The organism is Olsenella profusa DSM 13989 (assembly GCF_030811115.1).
GTDB classification, from domain to species: domain Bacteria; phylum Actinomycetota; class Coriobacteriia; order Coriobacteriales; family Atopobiaceae; genus Olsenella_F; species Olsenella_F profusa.
Genome location: NZ_JAUSQK010000001.1, coordinates 13768 through 36419, shown reverse-complemented (window position 1 = coordinate 36419; position 22652 = coordinate 13768). Strand labels below are relative to the sequence as shown.

Annotated in this window: 21 protein-coding genes and 2 pseudogenes; 9 read left to right on the top strand and 14 right to left on the bottom strand. The window is 62.4% G+C overall.

What is annotated here, in order from left to right; translation table 11 throughout:
* The 5 genes from J2S71_RS00145 to J2S71_RS00125 form a co-directional block, all read right to left on the bottom strand.
* A complete protein-coding gene (locus J2S71_RS00145) occupies positions 1 to 2328 on the bottom strand; it encodes an ATP-binding cassette domain-containing protein (protein WP_307387979.1) in 2328 nt (775 codons plus the stop codon).
* A complete protein-coding gene (locus J2S71_RS00140) occupies positions 2300 to 3391 on the bottom strand; it encodes a ThiF family adenylyltransferase (protein ID WP_307387977.1) in 1092 nt (363 codons plus the stop codon). Before J2S71_RS00140 ends, J2S71_RS00145 begins: the two co-directional genes overlap by 29 nt.
* Entirely contained in the window at positions 3388 to 4503 is a 1116-nt protein-coding gene (locus J2S71_RS00135; RefSeq protein WP_307387975.1) for a HesA/MoeB/ThiF family protein, read from the bottom strand. The genes J2S71_RS00140 and J2S71_RS00135 overlap by 4 nt, the downstream gene beginning before the upstream one ends.
* Positions 4500 to 4949, bottom strand: a complete 450-nt coding sequence (locus tag J2S71_RS00130) for a JAB domain-containing protein (RefSeq protein WP_307387973.1) — start codon at positions 4947 to 4949, stop codon at positions 4500 to 4502. Before J2S71_RS00130 ends, J2S71_RS00135 begins: the two co-directional genes overlap by 4 nt.
* Positions 4950 to 5025: 76 nt before the next feature.
* Positions 5026 to 5235 carry a hypothetical protein gene (locus J2S71_RS00125; RefSeq protein ID WP_307387971.1) on the bottom strand — a complete coding sequence of 70 codons (210 nt, stop codon included), beginning with the start codon at positions 5233 to 5235 and terminating at the stop codon, positions 5026 to 5028.
* A gap of 274 nt (positions 5236 to 5509) precedes the next feature.
* Between J2S71_RS00125 and J2S71_RS12195 the strand changes: the two are divergent.
* Together J2S71_RS12195 and J2S71_RS00115 are read left to right on the top strand one after the other, a co-directional pair.
* Positions 5510 to 5935: pseudogene (locus J2S71_RS12195) on the top strand (IS110 family transposase); the annotation flags it as partial.
* Positions 5936 to 6209: 274 nt separating this feature from the next.
* The gene (locus tag J2S71_RS00115) at positions 6210 to 6683 is read left to right on the top strand and encodes a transposase (RefSeq protein WP_307387968.1); all 474 of its coding nucleotides are present in this window, start codon (positions 6210 to 6212) and stop codon (positions 6681 to 6683) included.
* A gap of 434 nt (positions 6684 to 7117) precedes the next feature.
* On the opposite strand, the gene J2S71_RS00110 is transcribed toward J2S71_RS00115, so the two are convergent.
* Positions 7118 to 7393 (bottom strand): ATP-binding protein, encoded by a 276-nt coding sequence (locus tag J2S71_RS00110; protein ID WP_307392351.1) that lies wholly within the window; start codon positions 7391 to 7393, stop codon positions 7118 to 7120.
* 100 nt (positions 7394 to 7493) lie between these two features.
* On the opposite strand from J2S71_RS00110, the gene J2S71_RS00105 reads away from it, so the two are divergent.
* A complete protein-coding gene (locus J2S71_RS00105; protein WP_307387966.1) occupies positions 7494 to 9227 on the top strand; it encodes an IS1634 family transposase in 1734 nt (577 codons plus the stop codon).
* 283 nt (positions 9228 to 9510) lie between these two features.
* Here the strand turns inward: J2S71_RS00105 and J2S71_RS00100 are convergent, their stop codons facing one another.
* Positions 9511 to 9990: an ATP-binding protein gene (locus tag J2S71_RS00100; RefSeq protein ID WP_307387964.1), complete on the bottom strand. Its 480-nt coding sequence runs from the start codon at positions 9988 to 9990 to the stop codon at positions 9511 to 9513.
* Here J2S71_RS00100 and J2S71_RS00095 point away from each other — a divergent pair.
* A complete protein-coding gene (locus J2S71_RS00095; RefSeq protein ID WP_307387962.1) occupies positions 9968 to 10393 on the top strand; it encodes an ATP-binding protein in 426 nt (141 codons plus the stop codon). The two genes, J2S71_RS00100 and J2S71_RS00095, sit on opposite strands and share 23 nt — an antisense overlap.
* A gap of 304 nt (positions 10394 to 10697) precedes the next feature.
* On the top strand, positions 10698 to 11276 hold the full coding sequence (locus J2S71_RS00090) for a hypothetical protein (protein ID WP_307387960.1): 579 nt from the start codon (positions 10698 to 10700) through the stop codon (positions 11274 to 11276).
* 34 nt (positions 11277 to 11310) lie between these two features.
* Here J2S71_RS00090 and J2S71_RS00085 read toward each other — a convergent pair whose 3' ends face one another.
* Complete coding sequence (locus tag J2S71_RS00085; protein WP_307387958.1) at positions 11311 to 12162, bottom strand: IS3 family transposase; 852 nt, start codon at positions 12160 to 12162, stop codon at positions 11311 to 11313.
* A gap of 40 nt (positions 12163 to 12202) precedes the next feature.
* On the bottom strand, positions 12203 to 12559 hold the full coding sequence (locus tag J2S71_RS00080) for a helix-turn-helix domain-containing protein (protein WP_307387955.1): 357 nt from the start codon (positions 12557 to 12559) through the stop codon (positions 12203 to 12205).
* Positions 12560 to 12941: 382 nt separating this feature from the next.
* Between J2S71_RS00080 and J2S71_RS12190 the strand changes: the two genes are divergently transcribed.
* Positions 12942 to 13508 carry a DDE-type integrase/transposase/recombinase gene (locus J2S71_RS12190; RefSeq protein ID WP_370873227.1) on the top strand — a complete coding sequence of 189 codons (567 nt, stop codon included), beginning with the start codon at positions 12942 to 12944 and terminating at the stop codon, positions 13506 to 13508.
* Between the two features lie 256 nt (positions 13509 to 13764).
* On the opposite strand, the gene J2S71_RS00070 is transcribed toward J2S71_RS12190, so the two are convergent.
* From J2S71_RS00070 to J2S71_RS00050, 5 genes are all read right to left on the bottom strand, one after another.
* Positions 13765 to 14124, bottom strand: coding sequence for a DUF6985 domain-containing protein (locus J2S71_RS00070; RefSeq protein ID WP_307387952.1), 360 nt, complete (start codon positions 14122 to 14124; stop codon positions 13765 to 13767).
* On the bottom strand, positions 14117 to 14770 hold the full coding sequence (locus tag J2S71_RS00065; protein ID WP_307387950.1) for an HNH endonuclease: 654 nt from the start codon (positions 14768 to 14770) through the stop codon (positions 14117 to 14119). The genes J2S71_RS00070 and J2S71_RS00065 overlap by 8 nt, the downstream gene beginning before the upstream one ends.
* A gap of 20 nt (positions 14771 to 14790) precedes the next feature.
* The gene (locus J2S71_RS00060) at positions 14791 to 18252 is read right to left on the bottom strand and encodes an ATP-binding protein (protein WP_307387947.1); all 3462 of its coding nucleotides are present in this window, start codon (positions 18250 to 18252) and stop codon (positions 14791 to 14793) included.
* Between the two features lie 3 nt (positions 18253 to 18255).
* Positions 18256 to 20778 carry a dynamin family protein gene (locus tag J2S71_RS00055; RefSeq protein ID WP_307387945.1) on the bottom strand — a complete coding sequence of 841 codons (2523 nt, stop codon included), beginning with the start codon at positions 20776 to 20778 and terminating at the stop codon, positions 18256 to 18258.
* Positions 20779 to 21208: 430 nt separating this feature from the next.
* Positions 21209 to 21385 carry a hypothetical protein gene (locus J2S71_RS00050; RefSeq protein ID WP_307387944.1) on the bottom strand — a complete coding sequence of 59 codons (177 nt, stop codon included), beginning with the start codon at positions 21383 to 21385 and terminating at the stop codon, positions 21209 to 21211.
* A gap of 266 nt (positions 21386 to 21651) precedes the next feature.
* Between J2S71_RS00050 and J2S71_RS00045 the strand changes: the two genes are divergently transcribed.
* The 3 genes and pseudogenes from J2S71_RS00045 to J2S71_RS00040 all read left to right on the top strand — a co-directional run bounded on the left by J2S71_RS00045 (position 21652) and on the right by J2S71_RS00040 (position 22519).
* Entirely contained in the window at positions 21652 to 21915 is a 264-nt protein-coding gene (locus J2S71_RS00045; protein WP_307387943.1) for an AbrB/MazE/SpoVT family DNA-binding domain-containing protein, read from the top strand.
* Positions 21916 to 22086: pseudogene (locus J2S71_RS12185) on the top strand (PIN domain-containing protein); the annotation flags it as partial.
* Positions 22087 to 22348: 262 nt separating this feature from the next.
* On the top strand, positions 22349 to 22519 hold the full coding sequence (locus tag J2S71_RS00040) for a hypothetical protein (protein ID WP_307387942.1): 171 nt from the start codon (positions 22349 to 22351) through the stop codon (positions 22517 to 22519).
* The last annotated feature ends 133 nt before the right edge of the window (positions 22520 to 22652 follow it).

Genomic DNA, 22652 nt, shown 5'->3' with positions numbered 1-22652 from the left:
TCAGCCAGGCACGCCAGCCCAAGATGACTGGGGATCGGCGAACACCTCGGTTGGCAATCCGGAGCATGCGATGCTTCCACCGTCACGTCCTGCAATGGTCCCGAGGTCGATGACGTGGTCTGCTGTCTCTTCGATGAACGCAGGGTCATGTTCCGTGAACACGACCGTTGCTCCGCTTGAAGTGAGGGAGAGGAAAGCCTCCGTGAGGAGGCGAGCGTCGTCTCGCTCGAGCCCCGAGGTCGGCTCGTCCAAGAAGTAGATGCCCTTTCCGGCCCCTGCCTTGCCCAGCGCTTTGGCAAGCTTGATGCGCTGAGCCTCGCCGCCGGACAGGCTCAGCGAGGTCTGGCCGAGGGTAAGGTACCCGAGTCCGATTCTCTTTACGCAGTCGAGCATCTCGTGAGCCGCGCTGTCGTTGGGTATCCTCTCGACGAGCTCCTCGATGGGCGTGTCCAGCACATCTGTGACGGTCATGTCCCAGACCCTTACCGAGAGGACCTCGTCGGAGAACCGCCGGCCATGGCACTCAGGGCACTCGATGTAGGTGTCCGGGAGATACCTGTACGACACCTTTTCGAGTCCAGTTCCTTGGCAGGTCTCGCATCGTCCCCCGGAGACGTTGAGGCTGAATGCAGAAGGTCCGAGCCCAAGGCTCTTCGCGTCTTCCGTCTCGGCGAAGGACTTCCTTATCTCGTCCATCGTCCCGAGGTACGATGCGACGGTCGACCTTGGGGTCTTGCCGATGGGCTTCTGGTTGACGAGGTGAACGCCGTCGACCTTTGACTTGGGGACAGACTTGTTGGAGACCATCGAGTCCACCGCTTGCTGCATCGCCGCCAGGAGCGAGCTCTTGCCAGAGCCCGATACTCCTGTTATCGCTGTCACGACCCCCAGGGGAAGGCGCACGCTCGCGTCCAGGACATTGTTCTGCGAGAGGTGGTCGAGCACCAGGGTGTCTCGTGCGCTCGCGGGCTTTCTGTGGGACGGACTGATGCCCGGTCGCTTCCGAGGCTCCCCCATGCTCACGATGCTTCCGCCGTTAGGCCCTCCCTGCGGACCGAGCCTTATCTCCCAGTCAGCCTTGGATATGAACTTGGGGTTGTGCTCGATGGCCACTACGGTGTTGTCCCTCTTCACGAGCTCCCCAGCCGCCGTGATGATGGACTCTGCGTCGCGTGGGTGCAGCCCCCGGCAAGGCTCGTCGAGGATGTAGACGAGACCGTTGAGTGAGCACGACAGCTGGTTCGCGATTCTCACCCTCTGGGACTCGCCCCCTGAGAGCGTGGGGACCTTCCTGGAGAGGCTGAGGTATCCGACCTTGAGTTCCGCGAGCCGCATCAGCCGTCGCGAGATTCGCTCGCAGAGCGTGCAGACGGGCTTCGAGATGGGGCTGCCGGCGTAGGCGTCATGCACGGCCCCGGCCCACTCCAGCAGCTCGTCGACGCTTGCCTGCTCGGCGTCGCCCATGGTCATCCCGCAGACTTTGTGGGTCGCCGCCTCGGCTTTGAGGCCGGAGCCCCCGCATGTCCTGCACGGCACGCGGTCGAGGTACTTCGAGATGCTGGCAAGCGTGGATGGGGTGTCGACGTCCTTGAGCTTCTCCTCAAGCTCCACGAGGACGCCTCTTGAGGTCACCTTCCCCTGGCGGTAAACCCCTCTGGGATTCTTGTAGCGGATGGTGAGTTCCAGCGGCGAGGTCCGGTTGAGGAGTGCGTCGACCTGGTCTTCGCTCAGGTCGCAGTACCGAGCGTCCGGGTCTATGCCGAGCCTCTCGCAGACGGCGAGGAGGGTCTTGCGCTCGGGGGACGACTTGCCGTCTTTGTAGTACAGGATTGCTCCGCTGGAGAGCCTCTTCGTCGGGTCTGGAACGAGCCTCGCGAGCGAGATGGCGTACCCCTCGCCGGTGCCCTGGCATTCCGGACACCAGCTCGATGGGTTGTTCCTCGAGAAGAAGGCGTCGTCCAGCCGGAGCCCCGTCTCCCGGCTCACGACCAGGGCGAAGAGCGAGCGCAAGCCCTGGGAGACCTCGGTGACGGTGCCGACGGTCGACCTCGGGTTGAAGTTGTAGTAGCTCTGGGAGACGTTAAGGGACGGCCTGAGGTTGTCGATCGAGTCAACGTTCGGCGCCTTCATGAGTTGCTGGCCCATGTCGTTGCCGGAGAGCCCCTCCAGGAACATCCTCTGGCTCTCCGCGTACAGGGTGTCGTGGACGAGGGAGGACTTCCCGCAGCCTGAGACGCCGGTGACGCAGGTGAGCTTCCCGAGTGGGATGTCTACGTCAATCCCCTTAAGGTTGTGCTCCCTAGCGCCCCTGACCTGAATACTTCCCATGCTCACCACACCAATCGCAGTCGTCGAGCCTCTCGTAGGCCGTGTAGGACACGTCCATCGTCGTGATGTCGAACTCTCCCCGCCGGTTCGCGTTTGCGGGCTCCGCGCACCCAGTCAGCACCTTCACGGCCTCCATTGCCACCATGCTGGCGTTCAGGGCGCAGAGCGGCCCGAGGCTCCCGACCTTCCGGTTGGGGACCTGGAGCTTCTTAACCCTCGCGGGGTCAATCTCGTTGTCCCTCTCGAGCTGCTTTTCGAAGCACCTCACGCAGGCGGTTCTGCCGGGGATGACGGTCTGCCCGATGAGGGAGAGGTGAAGGTTGTAGCCGCCTCCCACGATGTGGGGGATTGCCCTTGGCATGCAGTATTCGCCAACCCACCTCGATGTCTGATCGACCGTGGGCTTGTCCGCGCAGTTGATGACAAGGTCCACGACGCCCTCGATCTGCTCGAGCGACCCTTCGCCGAGTTCGACGGGGAGCCTCTCTATCTCGAGGTCGGGCCTGTATCTCTCGAGCGCGTCAGAGAGCGCCTCGACCTTCGGGCGGCCCACGTCGCCCGTCCGGTATCCGAGCTGCCTGTGAAGGTTCGAGAGCTCCACGACGTCCGGATCTGCGAGCACGAGTCTCCTGACGCCAGTCTGCACGAGGCAGCACGCGACCCACGAGCCTACGGCGCCGAGACCCACCACCACGACTCTTGCCGACCTGAGGGCGTCCCACATTCGTACGAGGTGCTCGTGTGAGGTGGAGAAGTCCTGCAAGAAGGAGACGGGCCTCCTGAAGACCTCGTATGCGTCGATGTCGCTGCTTGGTTCGACGTTGTCGAGGATTCCGTTGCGCTCCAGGTGGGAGAGGAGCCTCGCCACCGACTGGGTGGTCGTCCCATGCTTCGCTGCGATCTCGTCGGTGCCCTTGGTGCCGTCGAGGCCGTTCACGATGCGGAGGATCGTGTCGTCGGGCGTCTGCAAGCGTACCTGCTGCCTCGTGTTCGTCTTGAAGAACTCGACGATGCCGTTGCCGAGTGGGACTACGGAGACGCTTGGGCTCAGTCTTGGGTTCATAGCAGCACCCCCTCCCCGCAGATGGGGCACTCCGGGTCCCTCGGCACGTCTAGGTAGCTGAGGCTCATGTTGTTGAAGAGCCACTCTCCTCGCGGCTTGTACGAGCTGTTCATGTCCACGATTCCCGTGAGGTATTTCACGATTTCGATGGAGGCGAAGGACGCGGAGAAGAGGGACATGGGGGAGAGCCCTCCGATCTCCAGGGCACGCTCCTCGACGGGGTGCCGCGAGGGCTTCCAGTCCTTCAGACTCTCCTTGAAGTACCGCGCGTAGCACTCCACGCATGGCGTAACGTGGGGGATGACGAGCTCGCCCGTGCTCGCGAGGTGTGCGTCGAAACCCCCGGCGATGTAGTGGGCCTTGTTGTGCTTGACGCAGACCCGGGAGACCTTCGCGGAGGTGTAGCCGATGTAGGGCTCGTCCATGGTGTTCACGACGAAGTCGCACCCGGAGATAATCGGCTCGATGTCATCCTCGGGCCTCACGCTGGAGAAGACCTCCTCGACGGAGACTCTCGGGTCTATTTCCCTGAGCCGCCTAGCCAGCGACTCGACCTTGGGCTTGCCGACGTCCGTGAGGTCGAAGTACAGGTGCCGGCTTGCGTCGGACGGTTCCACGACGTCGTAGTCGACCAGCGTGAAGTGCCTGACGCCCGCCATGGCGAGCTCGATGGCGATGCCGCCACCGACTGCCCCGCAGCCGAACACCGACACGCGGGACTCTGCCAGCCTTCGCTGGGCGAGCGGACCATCTGCCTCGTCTCCCAGGAACTCAGCGAAGTAGTTGGTCTGCCTCGCGTATCGCTCCTCATCGTCGCCCTCGAGGGGTGAGGCGAGGCCGACTTCGGTGAGGATCCTGCTCCTGTGCAGGGATTCGAGGGCACTGTCGGTCGACTCGGGGTCTGCGCCGAGCTCCTCGCGCATGAGTTGCTTCAACTCTCCGGCCTGTCGGCGACCATCGATGCGCTCGAGCAATCCTACCGTCTCCTCGCTCACGCGGAAGGTGCGACGCTTGCGCGAATTCATGTAGTAGGCGGTTAGGTACGTCCCGTCGGTCAGGAACAGGTCAACCGAGTCCCTGACCTTGAAGACGACAGAGGTCTCGATGGTCATTGCTTCCTCCCCATGCTCTCACGGATCGACGCGAACTCACCGCTCGGGCACACGACAAGGGAGTCGATCAGGCTGATGTCCATGAGCTGCGCCGCCGCGCCAATCCGCTTTGTCAATGCGATGTCGGGCTCGGTAATCTCGCAGACGCCGCTCGGGTGGTTGTGGGCCACGATGATGTATGAGGCGTTCGATAACAGGGCGGTTCTTATGATCTGTGCGACCGAGGACGTGACCCTGTCGACAGCACCCATGGCAATGGTCGAGTAGCCAATCACCTTGTGCGTGCTGTCTAGGTACAGGAGCCCAACGACCTCCGTGTTCATCCGCCCGAGCGTCGACGTGAATACTCGATTCGCCGTCTCGACCCCGTACACGTAGGGCGAGTCGACGTTCACGTCTATGATGCCATGCTGCACAAGCTCTATCTGCATTACTGGTATCTGCATCTGGGAGCCAATCGAAAGCAAGCCGCACGTCAAGAATCGGGTGCGGCTTGCGGCCAAAACCGACGGCGTTCGGAGGCTAGTACTGGATGACGCCGCCCTCGACGGCGAGGAACTTGCCCCACTCCTCCTCGGAGGCGACGTAGCCATCGCGCGTGCACACCCTGGTGCAGCAGTCGGAGCGATTACCGGAGCATCCGCCGGTGTAGTCGGCGAAGAAGTCCTCCTCGGCGACCTCCTCGAAGACGAGATCCTTAAGGGAGTTGTCGGTGTTCTGCATCATGTCCATCGTAACCACTTATCCTAATCATCGTCGCCTCCCGGCGACTTTCGTCCCGTATTGCCGGCAATTGGATATGGGACATAATTTCCCGACGGCGGGGATCGCGTAATGCATGCCTTGAGGCCCAGTCCTCTCCGAGGAGGATCGCGCCCCCGCCCGACGGAGCTGCGCAAATCAGCTGGATAGCACCTTGTTGCTTCATTTCGCAAGAGGCTGCGCGCCGCCGGGACGGGGGGAGCCCCGCCATGGCGACGTGTCCCCGAGACGGAAGGAGGCAAAGATGCGTTGCTGCATAGGGATCGACCTGGCCAAGAATAGGCACTCGGCCGCGGTCATCGCGGAGGGGGGCGAGCGGCGGCTGCTCGGCTACGAGCTCCGCAACGACGGCGAGGGGTTCGCGTCCCTGCTCGTCGCGCTCTCCGAGGCCGGCGCCACGTGCGCGGAATCGGCCGTCTGCCTAGAGGCGACCGGCCACTACGGGAGGGGCCTGATCGCGTTCCTCGAGGCCCGCGGCTACGAGGTCTTCGAGGTGAACCCCCTGCTCACCGCCAACTGGCGCAAGGCGACGGGCGTGAGGAAGGCGAGGAGCGACGCGGTCGACGCCGAGACGCTCGCGCTGTGGCTCCTGGCCGGGAACCCCGCGGCGCGGCGCCGGGCGAAGCCCGAGACCGACGACATGAGGTCGCTGGCGAGGTCCCGCGGCTCCCTGTCGCACATCGTGGGCGACTCGAAGCGCAGGGCCCACGCGATCGTCGACGTGGTCTTCTCCGAGTTCCACGGGTTTTTCGCCGATGACTTCGGGAGGGCGGGGTCGGCCGTGCTGGGCAGGTGGGGCTCGGCCGCCAACGTGGCCTCCGCGCGCGCCGACTCCGTCGAGAGGGCGATCCGCGGGGCGTACGGCGGCAGGTTCGGCCGGGCCGGCGACGAGCGCCTGAAGGCCCTGGCCAGATCGTCGGTCGGCCAGCACAGCGCCCCCCCTCGTGCTCCAGCTGCGCCAGCTGCTCGTGCAGATCGAGTTCACGAGGGGCCAGATGGCCGAGCTCGACGCGGAGCTGGCGCGCATGGTCGATGGCTCGCCCATCACCACGATCCCCGGCATCGGCGCCGTGTGCGCCGCGGGAACCCTCGGCGAGATGGGCGACGTGTCGCGCTTCGAGAGCGCCTCGAGGCTCGTCGCCTTCGCGGGCTGCGACCCGTCGGTGTTCGAGTCCGGCGAGTACGAGGGCCCAAAGGCCCACCTCTCGAAGCGCGGCTCGCCCTACCTGAGGTGGCACCTCTGGCTCGCCGCCGACCGGGCCAGGATGTTCGACCCCGTCCTGCGCGACTACTACATAAAGAAGCGGTCCGAGGGCAAGTGCCACAAGGTCGCCGTCAGCGCTGTGGTGCGCGAGCTGTGCGCCATCGTCTTCGCCGTGCTGAGGGACGGCAAGCCCTACGTCTGCCCGGTTGCCTAGCGGGCGGGCGCAGCCGAGACGCCCTGCCCCGTCGGCCCAGGCGGCTCGCGCCGCCCGCTTCGCCATGCCCGGAAACCATGTCCCATATCCAATTGTCAAGGTGCTGGAAAAATCATCTGACCCATTGACTTTTACATAGCTGGCTCCTCGCCTAATGAAGACACTGAATATGCAGGTAGTACATTCCATTCTGAGGAAATAAAGAACTACGGTAGATAATACCCCACTTGTTGGGACGGACGGCGTTAACTTATTGTGGGCTGCCTAGCTTCCGGTTGGCTGTCAGGCCGGACTCGTAGCGGACGTCGGCGCGCATGCCCAACGCCGATGGAGGCGGCATGGGAGTGCAGGTAGGGGGCAATCTCGGCCATGTTAAAGTCAACCCCAGATTTACCGATTTGGACGATATGTCTGCACCAGCCGGGGCATCCGGATCAGCCGGATTCAGTGCCTCCGCCTTCCTTCGAGAGGCTCCCTGCAGGCAGGTCCTTGATCCTGTAGGACCTTCCGGTGATGCGTATGAGGTGGCAATGATGGCAGAGCCTGTCGGCAATGGCCGATGCGGTGGCTGCGTTGCTGAAGACGTCGCCCCACAGGCCTATCCCAACGTTCGTCGTCACGATCGTCGACCTCCTCTCGTATCTCCTCCACTCTTCCGCAGCAACAAATCCTGAATAGAGCGCAGGACACCTACTCCAAGCAGCCCGGATGGGCTTTACTTTTTTGTCAAGTTTATAGAATGTTATGCGCGTTGTATTGTGTTGTATGTGCTAATATATGGGGTGGCCTTCGAGAGCGGAGGGGCGGAAGATGTTTCTGAAGAGGACCCCACAGAGGAACGGACGGGTGAAGCTCTCTGTATGTGAGAGCTACCGGGTCGGCAAGAAGACCAAGCAGCGCCAAGTGAGGTCTTTGGGCTATATCGACGAGCTCGAGGAGGAGCATCAAGACCCCATCGAGTGGGGACGGGCCCAGGCCCTTGAGATGACTCGCGAGAAGAAAGAGGGCGAGCAGGCTCTTCCCCTCGAGATCCACCCCCTGGAGAAGATCGACAGGAGGGGGACCAACAGGAAGAACCTGGGGTGCGCGATCGCGCTTGCCGTCTACAGCGCCCTGGGGATCGAGCAAGTGCTGCGCAACTACCTGCGCGGCAGGAGCGTGGCATACGACCTCAACAGCGTAACGAGGCTGCTCGTGACAGAGCGGATCCTAGGGCCAGGGTCCAAGCGCGCAGCCTGGCAGAACAGGGAGAGGTACTTCTTCAAGAGCGACTTCACGGACGATGATCTCTACAGGGCCTTAGACGAGCTCGCGAGGGCCAAGGACAAGGTCGTCTCCTCCATGAACAGGCGGATAGCGGCCGCGGGCATGAGGGACATGTCCTGCGTCTACTACGACGTCACCAACTACTACTTCGAAAGCGACGCCCAGGACGAGCTGAGGAAGCGCGGGGTCTCCAAGGAGAACAGGAGGAGCCCGATCGTGCAGATGGGGCTCCTGCAGGACGAGAGGGGCATCCCCATCTGCTACAGGAAGTTTTCGGGCAACACCCCAGACGCCCAGACCATGATCCCCGTGCTCTCCGACCTCAAGCGCGACTACGGGATGGACAGGCTCATAGCCGTCGCCGACAAGGGCCTCAACTCGTCGGACAACATAGCGGCGGCCGTGGCCAGGGGGGACGGCTTCGTCTTCTCCCAGTCGGCACGCGGCACCAAGTCGGACGCCGCCCTGAAGAGGTGGCTCACGGACGACCAGGGCTACCGCCACATGGGAGACGACTTCAAGATCAAGAGCAAGCAGGGCTTCAAGGCCTGCCACATCAAGGCAGGGGATACGAAGGGCGGAAAGCCCAAGGACATAAGGATTCCCGTGAAGTACGTCGGCTTCTGGTCAAGGAAGTACCAGGAGCGTGCCCGCCACGACAGGGCCAAGGTGATCGAGAGGGCACGCACGCTCATTAAAAGCCCCGCCGCCTTCAGCGCCCATGAGGCCCATGGGGCGGCAAAGTACGTGAGGGGCCTCACCTTCGACAGGGACACGGGCACTATTGCCGATGCCCGCAAGCTCTCCCTGGATGAGGATGCCATCAGGGAGGCAGAGGACTTGGACGGCTACTACCTCGTCGTCACAAGCGAGACAGACTGGCAGGACGAGAAGATACTCGATGCCTACCGGGAGCTCTGGCGGATAGAGGAGTCCTTCAAACTCACCAAGTCAGAGCTCAGGACCAGGCCCGTCTACGTCTGGACGGACGCCCATATAGAGGCCCACTTCCTCACGTGCTTCGTGGCCCTCACGATCCTTCGGATCCTGCAGTGCCAGACGGGTGTCCCCGCGGCCCACATAAGACGTGAGATCAAGGCCATGTCAGCCACGAACTTCGATTCCAACTGGTGGGTGTTCGACCACAGGACGGACGAGTCTGACGCCCTGGCCGCCTCCTGTGGCCTCGAGGAGCTCAAGCTCAAGTTCCTCACAACCAAGCAGGCCAAACAGGTCTTAGCTAAGGCAAATAGGCTAACGCTCCAACACAGAGGATAGTCAGCCACCCATCAACAGAACCGCAGCTAACCAGTACTGTCTTTGCTATCTAGCTGCGGAAAATGGGATACCCCACTTGTTGGGACGGACGGCGTTAACTTATTGTGGGCTGCCTAGCTTCCGGTTGGCTGTCAGGCCGGACTCGTAGCGGACGTCGGCGCGCATGCCCAACGCCGATGGAGGCGGCATGGGAGTGCAGGTAGGGGGCAATCTCGGCCATGTTAAAGTCAACCCCAGATTTACCGATTTGGACGATATGTCTGCACCAGCCGGGGCATCCGGATCAGCCGGATTCAGTGCCTCCGCCTTCCTTCGAGAGGCTCCCTGCAGGCAGGTCCTTGATCCTGTAGGACCTTCCGGTGATGCGTATGAGGTGGCAATGATGGCAGAGCCTGTCGGCAATGGCCGATGCGGTGGCTGCGTTGCTGAAGACGTCGCCCCACAGGCCTATCCCAACGTTCGTCGTCACGATCGTCGACCTCCTCTCGTATCTCCTCGAGACGAGCTGGAAGATGAGGTCCGCGCCCCTCTTGTCTATCTGCAGGTACCCCAGCTCGTCCAGTATCAGCAGCGACAGATGGGAGTAGAAGCGCATCCTGCGCTCCAGCTGGCCCTTGTCTGCCGCGCGCTCGAGGTCCTCGACGAGATACTGGCAGCCGACGAAGTACGTCAGCCTACGGTGCCTCACAGCCTCCACCCCGAGGACAACCGCGAGATGGGTCTTGCCCCTATGTGAAGTTTTGCATAAGGGCAAGACCCACACGGCGATAGCCCTGGGAATCCTTGCGTGCGACCAGAACAAGAGGGTCCTGTTCTTCTCGACTGCATCCCTGGTAAACGAGCTGAGGAGCGCCCACCGAGACGGAACCATCCAGGAGATGCCCGCAAAGATCGGGAGGGCGGACCTCATCATCCTGGACGAGTGGGGGTGCCTTCCCACCGACCCCGACGGGGCGAGGCCTCACTTCCGGGTCGTCTCGATGTGCTACGAGCGAATACCCGTCATCCTTACCACCAGCATCGGGTTCTCGGGGTGGGGCGAGATCTTCAACGACGACGACATGTCCGAGGCCATGATGGGCCGCATAGTCCACCACGGGAGGCTCATCACCTGCAACAGGGAGTCATATAGGGTCAAACACGCGCTCATGCGCGGGGAGGGCTAGGAAGAGACGGGGCAGACTGGGCATATGCTCATCGGTGCAAAACTTTCACGCTGACCTGTGAAACGCTCTTTTGCTTTATTGTGCAACGAGGTATTGACGAAACACACACGAGGCTCGCCCGGCAGGCGATTGACGCGAGCCTGGAGCTTGCGGACGGCATGGAGGCGGTATAGGATAACGCGAAGCGCCAAGGTTCTGGGGCGGTGGCCACGACCGCGTGGAATCGCCCCTTACACCACTTTTATCGACACTAGGGCATGCGGACAAAAAGTTGGGCCCGATGCGGTCCGGTCAGGAGTCCGCAATGAGCTTTACGCCAGAGCAGAGGAAGAGAGCGCTCGAAGTCCTCGAGGAATGCGGTGGGAAGGTAACCCTCGCAATCCGCAAGCTCGGACATCCCTCCAGGCAGACCATGCATGCCTGGATCCGGGAGAGCGATGCCGCGCATGCGGGGACCGCCGGCCGTCCCTTCGGCCACTACGATCCCGAGACGAGGGCGGAGGCCGTCAGGCTCGTGCAGGGCGGGACGGACGGGAAGGACGTGGCGAGGGCGCTCGGGGTGCTCAATGCTGCCACTGTGTACAATCGGGCGGGACCGGCCGAGGGGGAGGAGCCCTCCATGCCAGCCAAGCCGGCCGTGCCCGAAGGGGGCGAGCGTGCCTGGTCGGGCTTCGAAGGGACGCCCGAGGAGCGCATAAGGCAGCCCGGGCCCGAGGACGACATCCTGCGCGGGGTGGTGGAGGCTTTAAAAGCCGCAAGCCTCGATGCGCTGACGAACAGGGAGAAGACCCCGGCCATGGAGCATCTGAGGCAGACGACCGGCCACGCCTCGAAAGGCCTCACCGCTTCCTCGAGGATATCGAAGGGCCCCTATGAGCACTGAACTGCGTCCCAAAACTCGGACGGCCAAATAGAGACTAAGCCGCATTCAGGGACTGATTCCGGAACTCCTCCGGGGTCAGTCCCCTCAGTTTGACCTGCCGCCTTCTCGTGTTCCAGTGGATGATGTAGGCGTCGAGATCCCTCTTGAACGCATCGAAGCTCGGCCACACCCGGTTCCGGAAGAGCTCGTCCCTCGGGTGCCCGAACACCTGCTCCGTCGCGCCGTCGTCGATGCAGTTGCCCTTCCGGGACATGCTCTGCACGATGCCGGCCTCCTCCAGCCTGCCGCACCACTCCGCGTGCTGGTACTGCCATCCCATGTCCGAGTGCAGTATCGGTCTGGCGCCCTCGGGCTTCTTGGACATGAGCTGGTCGAGCAGCTCATGCTGCTGCGCCATGTTGGGGTGCGTCGACGTCGACCAGGCGACGATCTCCTTGCTGCCGAGGTCGTAGACGGGCGCGAAGTAGGCCTTTCCCCACGGCCGCCCGGACTCAGTGACGTCGGTCCCCATCTTCTCCCAGGGCCCGTCGGCCTCGAAGTCGCGCCCCACCACGTTCTCGAAGGTCCTGCCCACGACCCCCTTGTACGAGTCGTGCCTGTGGTGGTCCGTCTCGCGCCGTATCCCGCATCTGATGCCCGTCCCGTGCATCGTCTCGGGCACCGTCTTGTCCGCGATGACCGCGCCCCGCTCGGCGCGCAGGCACATGGCTATCTGCCTGTGGCCGCAGCCGTTCGCGGTGCGGGAGAAGATCTCCGCGGCGGCGTCCCGGAGCTCGGGCCTCGTGGGACCCTTCGGGTGCGCCAGCGCGCAGTGGTGGCTCGACCTGGCGAGGCCGGCGCATTCGAGCAGGTCGGAGAGCGGGCACTGCCCTGAAGGCCCGCTCACGACGACCGCCCTCTCGCGGTCCGGGAGCGCTTCTCCGCCTTCAGGGCCATCGATTCTTTGGGTAGGCGTTCTCCGCCTCCAGCCTCTTGATCCGCCGCTCGAGCTCCTGCTCCCGCGTCAGCCCCGCGGACTTGCCCCCGGAGCCCCTCGGCCGCCCCTTGGGCCTGGGCCTGAGCGCGCCGGCGCCGCCCTCGCGGTACAGCTTGCACCACTTGTTCAGGGGCGAGCGCGATGCGACCCCGTAGGCCTCCATCGCCTCGACGACGGTCATCTCGCCCCCGGCCACGGCCCTGGCCGCGTCGCACTTCAGCTCCCAGCTGTATCTCGCCTGGGTTCTCCCCATGTTCAGCAGGCCCTCCAATCCGACGGCGCGGAACGTGTAGAGCCATTCTCTCACAGCCTCCTGGGGAAGCGACGTCATGGAGGCGACCGGGCCGTAGCCGTATCCCATCTCGAACAGCCTTGCCGCCCCCTCCTGGAGCCGGCATCGTGCTTTAAGCGCAAGTCATCAGGCATAAAGACGAACCCCCCATTTCTTGTGTCCAAGAAATGGGAGGCAGTTCACACCAGCGTGCGGCTCTTGCCAGGCCTGACAAGCATGCCGAGCCGCGCTCGAGGACAGCGGATGCCCTCGAGGGCGCCAGCCGGCCGCGCGGCTACCGCCACGTGACCCACGGGCCCGGGGGGCCCGAGGGGCCCATCGTGGTCTCCGAGAAGGTCGTGAGGCGCATCATGCGCGAGGAGGGCATGGAGGTCACGCGCAAGGGGGCAGGAAGGCCATACGGCTCCTACAAGGGAGAGTCACGGATGCCCCCGAGAACCTGGCGAAGCGCGACTTCGCCGCAGGCCTCCCGAACTCCCTGTGGCTCACCGACATCACAGAGTTCGCCATCCCCGCAGGCAAGGCCCATCTCAGCCCAGTGCCCGACTGCTTCGACGGAGCCCTGCCCGCATGGTCGATCCCGCCGGCTCCGGACGAGGGGCCCTCCGATTCCATGCTCGAGAAGGCATGCGCAGGCCTGGCTCCGGACGAGCATCCCGTCATCCACAGCGACCGCGGCTGCCACCACGGATGGCCTGGGCGGATTGCGATCTGCGAGAGGAACGGCCTCATCAGGAGCATGTCGGCCAAGGGATGCTCCCCGGACAACTCCGCCATGGAGGGGTTCTTCGGAAGGCCCGAGAACGAGTCCTTCCATGGCAGGGGTTGGAGCGGCGTGGGCCTCAGCGAGTTCATCGAGATGCTCGATGCCTATCTCAGGTACTATAACGAGGCAAGACCGAAGGAGCAGCTGGGCTGGATGAGCCCGATGCAGTACAGAAGGAGCCTAGGTCTGGCAGCCTAGGCACGGAAAAATGTCCGCACGCCTCTACCGATTGTAAAATGGCCACGAAGGGATGACACTGTCTTTTCATGCCAAGCACACTTTTCATTAGTTCTGGTGTCACTTCTTAATAAGCATCAACAGCCGTTTCCGACACTATCGAGCGCGCACGTTTGGCAAGCTTTACGATGCACGTGTGAGACTCACGGCGAGACTCATCCTGCTGTTTTGGCACGTCGGTTCATAAGGATGTCCAGATTGAGCGCAAGTATGTTTCTTACAAGATTATGTCCTGCGTGCCAATCTCTTTCAGCTTCTCGTTTTCGAAGACGAGCGCGAGGCCGTGCTCTGGCTCGAATCGGCAGTCGCACATCAGCGCCACCGTGCGCTCCTCTTGCATCCTTGGTAGGAAGAGGTAGCGGGGCATGACGTAGCGGAAGACGTTGTCCACGTCTTTGCCGTCGTCATTCTTGGCGCAATACTCCCTTAGTGCTGGGGTGGCACACTCTATCGCATCCCATGCCGCCAAGATGCGCTCCAGAGCCAACGACTGTTCGTCCGTAGGGGCTTTACCACCCTCGGGATAAATCTCGAGCTCGAGCTTTTTACCCCAAATTTCCTTGGTTATGCTACTCATCGAACTCCTCGTTTCCGCCGATTCCTTCTCGCTTCTGGCATTCTGCCACCCCGCCCGAATGACTGAAGTATTCATGGATGTCTCGCGAGACGAGATTCATTGTCTTCATATCGGCACACTCATGCCAGCTGAAGGAGTTGTCCTTCCTCCACTGCGCCACCTCTTTATCGGTCCAGTCGCTTTTTTCCTCTCGCTTCTCAGCACTCCACTTTTTTGCGCAAAGGTCGTCTGCCTGGTCGAAGTTCTTTGCACGCTTGCTGGTCATATCTTCAATCTGGACCGTACACTCTGAGACCGGACCAAAGTCCGGCAGCGCGTCACGATACCAGATGCCCTCCTGCCCATATTCGGCAAGCCTCTCCTTTGCCTTTTGTCCTGTATCCGTAGTCAGGTCTGGGCGCGCCATGGATTCGCCCCTCATGTCGGGATTCTCGAATAGTTCTTCCTTGGCGCATTGATTCAATCGCTCCTCGTACGTTGTCAGATAGGGCTCGGCAACCTTGTCTGCTTCGACGGGACTGTCACCGAAGGAGACCGTCTTGGCGTCATCCCACCGGGCTTCCGAGGACTCGGCGAGCTTGTCGGGGTCGATGCCGGATTTCTCGAGTCTGCTGTCAGGAGTCCGTGTATTGGTCTCCAGCCCCATATCAGAACGTGTTTCGCGTATCATGCAACCACCCCATTCCTATACCAACCGTCGAACGATTCACGGTCGTGCAGTTCGTTGCAGAGGTAGTCGTAGACGATGCCCTGCGTGATGATGCGCATGAGTTGCGGCTTGGTACCCTCTGTGCAGGATCCGTCAATGGATTGCCTGATCGCCAAGCTCCACTCGCGAGGATCGCTCGTCTTCTCCTTGGCCGCAGTCATCGCCTCCCGTGCTTCGGGGAAGAGGCTTGTGACGATGGGTGCGATTCTCGTCATCCTTGGCTCCGGGGGTGGATTCTTGAGGATGCGCAGCGCGGCTACTTGGACAGAAGAGTCCACGCCGAGCAATCGCATGCCATCCCTCACGTCGGCAAGCCTTGCCTCGTCGGTGACGGCCTCGCTGCCGCTCAGAAGGGAGACGATGTTGAGTGCGAGTCTTGTGTCTCGCACTCGCTCCTCGCCCTCCTCGGGCAGCTGTTCATAGGCGCCCCCGCCATGCCTGGCCTTGGCGACCTTGCAGAGCACGGCCTCGATCCAGTTGTTCTGGTACACGGCCGCGACACCGCGAGGAAGCCTCGCCAGCTCCTTGATCTGGGTCTCATTCAGGGCTTCCGCTCCTCCCACAAGCTCGCGGTCGCCACTCTCGGGCAGACGTAGCACGACCTTGGTGTTGGTGTTGCGGATGGCTGACGGGTCAAGCAGACCGGGAGCCTGGTCGGCGATGACAAACCCCTCACCATACGTCCGCATCTCGGCAATCGCGTTGGAGAGCATCTCCACGCTCTTGCCAGCGAGGTTCCCGCCTTCCTGCTCCTGGTTTGGCGAGGTGCGTCGCAGCAGGTTGTGGGCCTCCTCGAGGACGGTGAGGTGACGCAGCCTCGCGTTCGAGGGAATGCCCTGGCTCATGCGCCATTCCTGTAGCTTGAGCACGAGGACGCCCATGAGCAGGGCCTTGGTCTCGCCGGAGCCCACGCGGCTCAGGTCGGCGATTGTCCTGTCGTCGAACAGCACCTGTGCCGGGATTTCGTTGGAGGTGAAGATCATTCCGTTTATCCCGTTGCGGAGCGAGTTGAGGCGCGTGAGCAGTGAACCCTTGTAGGCGCCCTTGTTCTCGGCGTCGTACTCGCTCGCATCTATGACCTCCCTGACGTTGCGGGCGACGTCCGAGAAGCTTGGGTAGAGGCCCTCCCCGTAGGGGTTGGTCGACGTCGTCAGGTCCCACCCACAGTCCTCGTAGGACCGCTCGACGGCATCCTTTAGGACCGCCGGCATGGCCGCGTACATCGGCCAGCAGACGTTGAAGATCTCGACGAGGCGGTCGAGGTGCTCCAGGACGTGCACACCCTCCGGGAAGCTGAACGGGTCGAGGCGCAGCAGTGGTGCGTAGGCAGGGTTGGTTCCGAAGACCGACACATCCGGGTCGTTGCCGAACGCATCCTTGTACTCGCCCTTGGCGGGCTCGACGACGAGGAACCCGACGTCATGCTTGCATGCCAGCTCGAGGATGCGGTACACGGCATTGCTCTTTCCCGAGCCAGTGCTGCCCGTCACGAACGTGTGCCCGGCGAGGGAGTCGAGGTCGAGTGGCACAGGCGTTGGCTCCTCGTGGTGCATGTGGAAGACGTGGCCAATCTCGATGGCGCCAGCCGTCTCGGGCTCTTCGAATGTGGCGACGTTGCGCCCAAAGCTCGCGCACTCGAAGACGGGGAGGCCGGCCACCGACTTGCTTGGGAAGTTGAGCGACCTCGCAAGCTCCTTACCCGTGAGGGTCGTCGTGGCCGTCACGGTCGACGGATAGGGAAGCACGTTGGGCTGACGCTCGACGAGCTTGGGGTTCAGGGCGAAGATTGGGTGCCTGAGGTCCCTGAGGTACGAGCAGATGGTATCCGCTGCGCTCTCGCCTGGCAGGTCACCGCGCCAGAGGTTGACGGAGGCCTGCGAGATGAACGACTCCTCCCCCTGGGTGAGGGCAAGGTAGGAGTGCGCTACGTTGTTCGCGGCTGCCGGGTTCTCGCTCAGGACGTATGCCGCGAACTCCCAGAGACCGAGTGCCGCTCCCTCCTCGAGACGTTTCATCTGCTGCTCGAGGAGCTCGAGCGCGTGCTTGATCGAGTAGTTGGCGTGGGTCTGGTGGATGCCCTCGTTCTTGCCGATAGTCGCGGTGACCGTCGAGGTCCTGGCGAAGTTCACTCCGAAGTTGCCGCCGAGGCTCTGGCTCGCGAAGGAGCCGATGGTGCTGGTGAGGGATTTGGTGACGGCACGCCCCAGTGTGCTGGAGACCGCATGCGCCGTGGACGAGCCGAGCGCCTGAGCGACGCTGCTGCTGGTGCCGTGGGTTGTGGTGTCGCTGGCGCTCGTGCCATGAGACGAGCCCTTCGTGTGGCTTCCGCCTGCAGTTACACCTTCCCCGACTGACACGAATCCAGTACTGGACTCGCTGGTCGAGCTGTTCGTACCATCCGTATGGGCGGAGCTGTCGGACACCGCGTCGGACACCGTGTCGGTCTGCGAACTGCCCTCAGTGTCGGAGATGCCCGAGTTCGTCGAGTCGCTGACCGACTGGCCGTCAGCGAGCGACTGGTTGGTGCCCACCTGCCTGCCCACGCTCACGCCGGCGTTGAGGCCGACCGTCGCAGACGACGAGGTGGAGCCCGCCTCCGTGTAGGTGTAGTCCGTCTGCCAGGATGAGTACGGTGCAAGACCCGTGTAGAGCTGTCCGAGGCGGAGCTTCCGCTCCTCGGCGTCGAGCGTTGGCGTGGCGAGCAAGACGAGCGTGTACTCCTCGCTCCTGCTCTTCGGGACGATGCCGTCGAGCAACTTTTCGATCGTCTGGCTCACGAACTTCTCGGACTTCTCCGTGGGCACGTTAGAGACCGCTGCGACCGAGATGTCGCGCGTGTCCTTGAGGTGGGGTATCTCGCCACTTTCCACCTTGCCCCACTCCGCACCGGGGAAGTTGCCCCTGAGGGCCCCCTCGAGGCGGCGCGCGAAGTCCTTTGCGTTGACGTTGCTCGTCGCGTTCGTGGTGTCAACGACGGCGAGGTAGACGTCGGTCTTTTCCCTGCCGCGATGGAAGACGAGCGCGATGTTGCACGTCTCAGAGGAGAGAACCTCGTAGACGTTGACGAGCTTCTCGAGGCTGTTCTCTTCTGGGTCGGACACCCACTTGGTCACGTTGAGGAAGTGCGCGTTGTACCGTGCGTCGAAGGCGGAACCACCGTATTCAGCATTCGCCTCGACGGGAACGTACATGCCGGCAATCTGCGGGAGGTAGGCGTTGTAGATCTCCACGCCTGCGGCGGCGATGAGCCTACTGGTGAGCTCCACTGCTGTGGCGTCATCGGCGGAGGGCATCTCGCTCAGGTAGCGCTGCCTCCTCTCGTCGACCTCACGGAGCTGCTCGGGGCTAAGCGACGAAAGCTTGGCCACCGCATTGCCTGCCTTTCCGGCGGCTTTCTGGGCGATGCTCTTGATGCCCATGTCCTAACCCTCCTGCCACGTCATGTAGCCGGACACCCTCTTCTCGCCGCTGCGCAGCCTGATCCTCTTCGACCTCTGGGCCTCAATCTCGCGTTCCGTGCTCACGACGGAGTCGAACTTCCTCCGCAGTTCGGGGTTGAGGTCGACGGCACCCAGGCTCAGGGCGTCGGTCAGCTCGTGCAGCCACTCCCTGAAGCTGGCCTCATGTGCGGATTCGACAACCGAGCGCCATTTGGAGACCCTCTGTGCGAGCTCCATGTTGTACTGCACGCGCAATGGTGCCTTCCAGAGCTTGTTGGGGTCGAACGGATGCCGTATCTCAGATATTTCCGGGAGTTCGTCGTCAAGGGAGAGGTCTCGGAAGTCGACGATGATCGTCCGCAGGGTCTTTCGCCTCTCGTCGTCGATGGCCGCTCCGTCGGAGACGAGGTCGAGTAGGGCCTTCCTGCTCGCTTCCGCATGCTCCTCCCAGTAGCCCTTGGAGCAGCCTTCCGCCTCCTGCATGAGACGCGCGATGTCGTCATCAAACTGGTTGCGTACTCTCATCAGGAGCTCGTTCGAAGCCTCCCTGTCGGCACCACGGAAGATTTCCTCGCTCTCCAGCTCTGCCTCGCGGGCGGCACTCCAGTCACTTGCGAGGCTTCTCGCGATGCCCGCGATGCCAAGGACATCCCTCGTGTCCCATGCGTTCTGTACCCTCGCCCTGAGGTTTGCGGCAATGGCAGCCTTCTTTCCCTCGGCATCCTGCCGCTTCTCCTCGGCACCCATCTCGCGGCGCTTCACGGCAGTGATGTCACGCTCCCATTCGCGAAGCCTCTCGGCCGTCAGCCCGGAGGCTGCGATGCTCTGCCTCGCCCACTCGTTCATGCTGGGGAGGTATCCCTCCATTGCCTCTTCGCAGGTGGAGATGGAGAGCTTGATTAACTTGCTTAGCAGGTCGTTCTTGCTCTCATCGAGGTCGACGGCAAGGACTCTTCTGCTGTTTTCGAGGATGTCGCCGCTCTTCTCAAGCCTCGCGTCCGTTTGCTCGATGAGCTCGTGAAGGAGTGCCTCTGACTGGAAGCACTTGTTGTATGCCGAGTACTTGGTGGCAAACTCGTCGATGCCCCGCTCCACGCTGAAAAGCCCGCTGTTGGCCAGCAGGCGGTTGTCGCACGCCTCGGCATTGCGCACGGCCTTCGCCCTCAGTTGCTCGGGCATCAGATCGTAGTCGAACAGTCGTGTGTAATATTTGTCACTCGTGTCCTCGTATCCGTCCCGCAGCCTTCGAAACACGCGGTCGTAGTGCCTGTCTGCGAAGCTGCCTCCCGTCTTTGCGCCGAGGCCGGCAATTGACGAGACGAAGTAGATTCCCTGGGCATAGAGGTTGCGGGCGACCACGGTGTCCATCACCCATTCCTCGTCCTTCTTGGTGAACCCTCCTTCTGGTATGTCAGCGTCGTCCGCCTTGTTGACCACGACCATCGCGAAGCGCTCGTCGAGGGCGGGCATCTGGCTGATCTGTTCGTAGAGGTCGGCGTTGTCGTTGCTGTCTAGGGCGTCGTAGGCGGTCACGTAGATGGGCAGGCCGTCGGACATGCCCCTCATTGCCTCACGCAGGACGCGCACGTGGTCGACGTTGGAGTTCGCGTTGGAGCCTGGGGTGTCGAATATCACGATCTTCTTGCCGTTTCCCCAGTTTGTGTCCCTGCCGAAGGGAACCCTCACCTTCACGAGGTCGGACAGTGTCGGCTCGTCCTTTCCCTCACTGAACGAGTTGATGGCCCCAAGGGCTGCGCGGACGCGCTCCGCGAGGCTTATCCCGCTGTCGGCCATTGCCGATGCGATCTCATCAAAGACCTTCCCCCGCGTCCCTGCGGGGCTGACCTTCATTCCGTCATCCGTGAAGGTAACGTTCATGGGCTCGTCGGCGTACTTGAAGCCGATTGAGGCGCGGTCCTGCTGGTCGGACCTCTCGATTTGGAAGATCCTCGCCGTCACCGGCCGGTCGCCGCTGGGGAGGAGCTCCGTTCCAATAAGCGCGTTGATGAAGCTTGACTTGCCGGCACTGTAGTTGCCCACCGCGCAGATGGGGATCATGTCGCTGGATGCGTCGCGGAACTTGCGCAGGCGGTCGAGCGTCTCGGGGCTTCCGTCTGCGGTGCCTGCGATGATGGGGTAGAGCTCGTCGAAGACTTCCCTGATGTAAGGCAGGATGTCTCGCGCGTTTGCCAGTGCCTTTTCGCTTCGCTCAAGCCTTACGTGTGGGACAAGGCTCTCGGATGAGCAGACGTCCTGCAGTTCATCCCACTCGTCATCGGGTCCTTCGAAGACGATTTCGAGCTGATTCGTTCCATCACCATATTCGTCTAGCAGCTTGTCGACGATCTCTCGAGCCTTGAACGGGAAGAAGCCTTCGGAGTACTTCTTGGCAAGCAGCGAGCTGTTCGGGCTGCTTTCTTTGTTGACTTCCGTCCACGTGGTTCCCATGTTGAAGAATTTGGTGGTGCGCCTATACGGGTCGCTGACAATCTTGACCTTTGGCATATCTGTTGCCCTTTCGCTCGCCAGAGCCGAACCGCTCTGGTGCATTTCAGTTTAATTGTTCAGACCTGAAATGATAGGCCATGTCAGAGACACGCAATATTCATGTCTCTTCTGGCAGCCGCAAATGGTATCTTGGCCGACTGAAAGGATGGCCGGAACCTGAAGAGGGAGGCGCAACGGTTACGGCTACCTTTTCAACTAGCTGTGCGAGGAGTCTATTGTCGTCTCCTCCCGGTCCGTTTTGGTCCAAGATCCCCATCGCAGTCCCCGTTGGGGTGCGGCGCTGCTCTTGTCCGTGGTTGTTTCGTTCACCTGCACTTCATGGCAACTTTATTAGTTGACCTCTGGCTCCTCTGATCCTTCGGGTGGTTCCCTGAGGTCCGCATTCTCCTCTCCTGGTCTCAGCCTCTCCAGGATCGCTCGCACGGTCTCAGCGTCCTTGACCCTCGCAATGTTGCTGGTAGGCGACCTGGTGGCGCTCCATATCGTGGATCTGCTCGAACATGGAGGCACTGTCGGCTAGGAAGTGCCGCATCTCCACGAAGGCATCCATGATGCGGACGCTAACCTCGATTGCCGTGTCGCTATGTAGGACAGCCGAGAGCATGGAGACTCCCTGCTCCGTGAAGACACGGGGTGGGTAGCGCCGTCCGTCTCGGGCCGACCTCCCCGGTCCACCAGGACTCTGGTTCTCAGACGCAGGGGGCGCGTTCGGATGGGTGCGGGATGCGTATCGCTGAACTTAAAATTCAAGCGCCGGTACATCGTCCCTCCAATCGCTGGGATGAGCGTATGCCCGGGTCACAGGCTAGGGTATAATCGGCTTGAAATACCCTACTTACCCTACTCATAGGGCAAGGGAAGGAGGAGGCCATGCAGACCGTCTTCGCGGACAACGCAAAGGTCATGTCGAAGGGCCAGATCACCATTCCCAAGCAGGTGTGCGAGGTCTTGGGGGTCCAGTCAGGAGACAAGGTGACGTTCCTGGTGGAGGGTTCCACCGTCCGGGTGGTCAACGCGGCCCAATACGCCATGCGCCTGCTTCAGGAGGAGATGCGCGGGGAGGCCGAGAGAGCCGGAATCGCGTCCGAGGACGATGTGGCGGCCCTCGTGCGCTCCATGCGCGAGGAGAGCTAGGTGCGGGTCTTCCTCGACACCAACATCCTGCTCTCGGCCGCTCTGTTCCCGGAAGGGGTGGCGGCAGCTGCCTATGACAGGGCGGTCTCGGCCCCCAACGACGCCGTCGTGAGCGGCTACGTGGTGGACGAGCTCAGGAGTGTCTTTGCCCGCAAGTTCTCTAGGGGAAGGCAGCGGCGATGGACGCCTTCCTGGCTAGGCTCGCCGGCGCGGCGGAGATCGTCCTCACGCCGGAGGAGGCCTATGCGGAGGAGGGTGTGCGCGACCCCGCAGACCGGCCCGTCCTTCGGGCCGCCAGGCACGCCAAGGCCGAGGTCCTGCTCACCGGGGACAAGGACCTGCTCGAGGCGGGCATCGACAGCCCACGGGTCATCGCTCCGTGCGACTTCCTCGATCTGCTGGCCTGGCCCCACCTCTCGTACCACGACGCCGTGTGCCCGCGCATCCCTCGAACGCCGCCGTCACCATCCCGTGCTCCGGCGCGAAGGCCATCTGCTGCTCGGGTATCATGGCCCTCGACGTGCCCCTTACGACGTTCCTCTACTTCGACGAGTTCTGTGAGGCCTGGTACTACGTCCCGCTGAGGCGCAGGCAGCTGGTCTAAGAAACCGTCCGCATGCTCAAATCTAAAAAGGACAAAAGTTACAAAGCTTGCAAAGAGTATCTAGACTATGCCGCTTCATATGAGACGCTGCTGCTCGAGCAGGGCGCCATTGGCGAGAGGGGCCGGGGGCGAA

Bases quoted from the DNA above. Each gene is read 5' to 3' on its own strand.
- J2S71_RS00145 (WP_307387979.1), bottom strand. From the start codon at position 2,328: ATGGGAAGTATTCAGGTCAGGGGCGCTAGGGAGCACAACCTTAAGGGG.
- J2S71_RS00055 (WP_307387945.1), bottom strand. From the start codon at position 20,778: ATGCCAAAGGTCAAGATTGTCAGCGACCCGTATAGGCGCACCACCAAA.
- J2S71_RS00105 (WP_307387966.1), top strand. From the start codon at position 7,494: ATGTTTCTGAAGAGGACCCCACAGAGGAACGGACGGGTGAAGCTCTCT.
- J2S71_RS00045 (WP_307387943.1), top strand. From the start codon at position 21,652: ATGCAGACCGTCTTCGCGGACAACGCAAAGGTCATGTCGAAGGGCCAG.
- J2S71_RS00070 (WP_307387952.1), bottom strand. From the start codon at position 14,124: ATGAGTAGCATAACCAAGGAAATTTGGGGTAAAAAGCTCGAGCTCGAG.
- J2S71_RS00060 (WP_307387947.1), bottom strand. From the start codon at position 18,252: ATGGGCATCAAGAGCATCGCCCAGAAAGCCGCCGGAAAGGCAGGCAAT.
- J2S71_RS00140 (WP_307387977.1), bottom strand. From the start codon at position 3,391: ATGAACCCAAGACTGAGCCCAAGCGTCTCCGTAGTCCCACTCGGCAAC.
- J2S71_RS00130 (WP_307387973.1), bottom strand. From the start codon at position 4,949: ATGCAGATACCAGTAATGCAGATAGAGCTTGTGCAGCATGGCATCATA.
- J2S71_RS00050 (WP_307387944.1), bottom strand. From the start codon at position 21,385: ATGCTCTCGGCTGTCCTACATAGCGACACGGCAATCGAGGTTAGCGTC.
- J2S71_RS00135 (WP_307387975.1), bottom strand. From the start codon at position 4,503: ATGACCATCGAGACCTCTGTCGTCTTCAAGGTCAGGGACTCGGTTGAC.
- J2S71_RS00090 (WP_307387960.1), top strand. From the start codon at position 10,698: ATGAGCTTTACGCCAGAGCAGAGGAAGAGAGCGCTCGAAGTCCTCGAG.
- J2S71_RS00125 (WP_307387971.1), bottom strand. From the start codon at position 5,235: ATGGACATGATGCAGAACACCGACAACTCCCTTAAGGATCTCGTCTTC.
- J2S71_RS00065 (WP_307387950.1), bottom strand. From the start codon at position 14,770: ATGGGGCTGGAGACCAATACACGGACTCCTGACAGCAGACTCGAGAAA.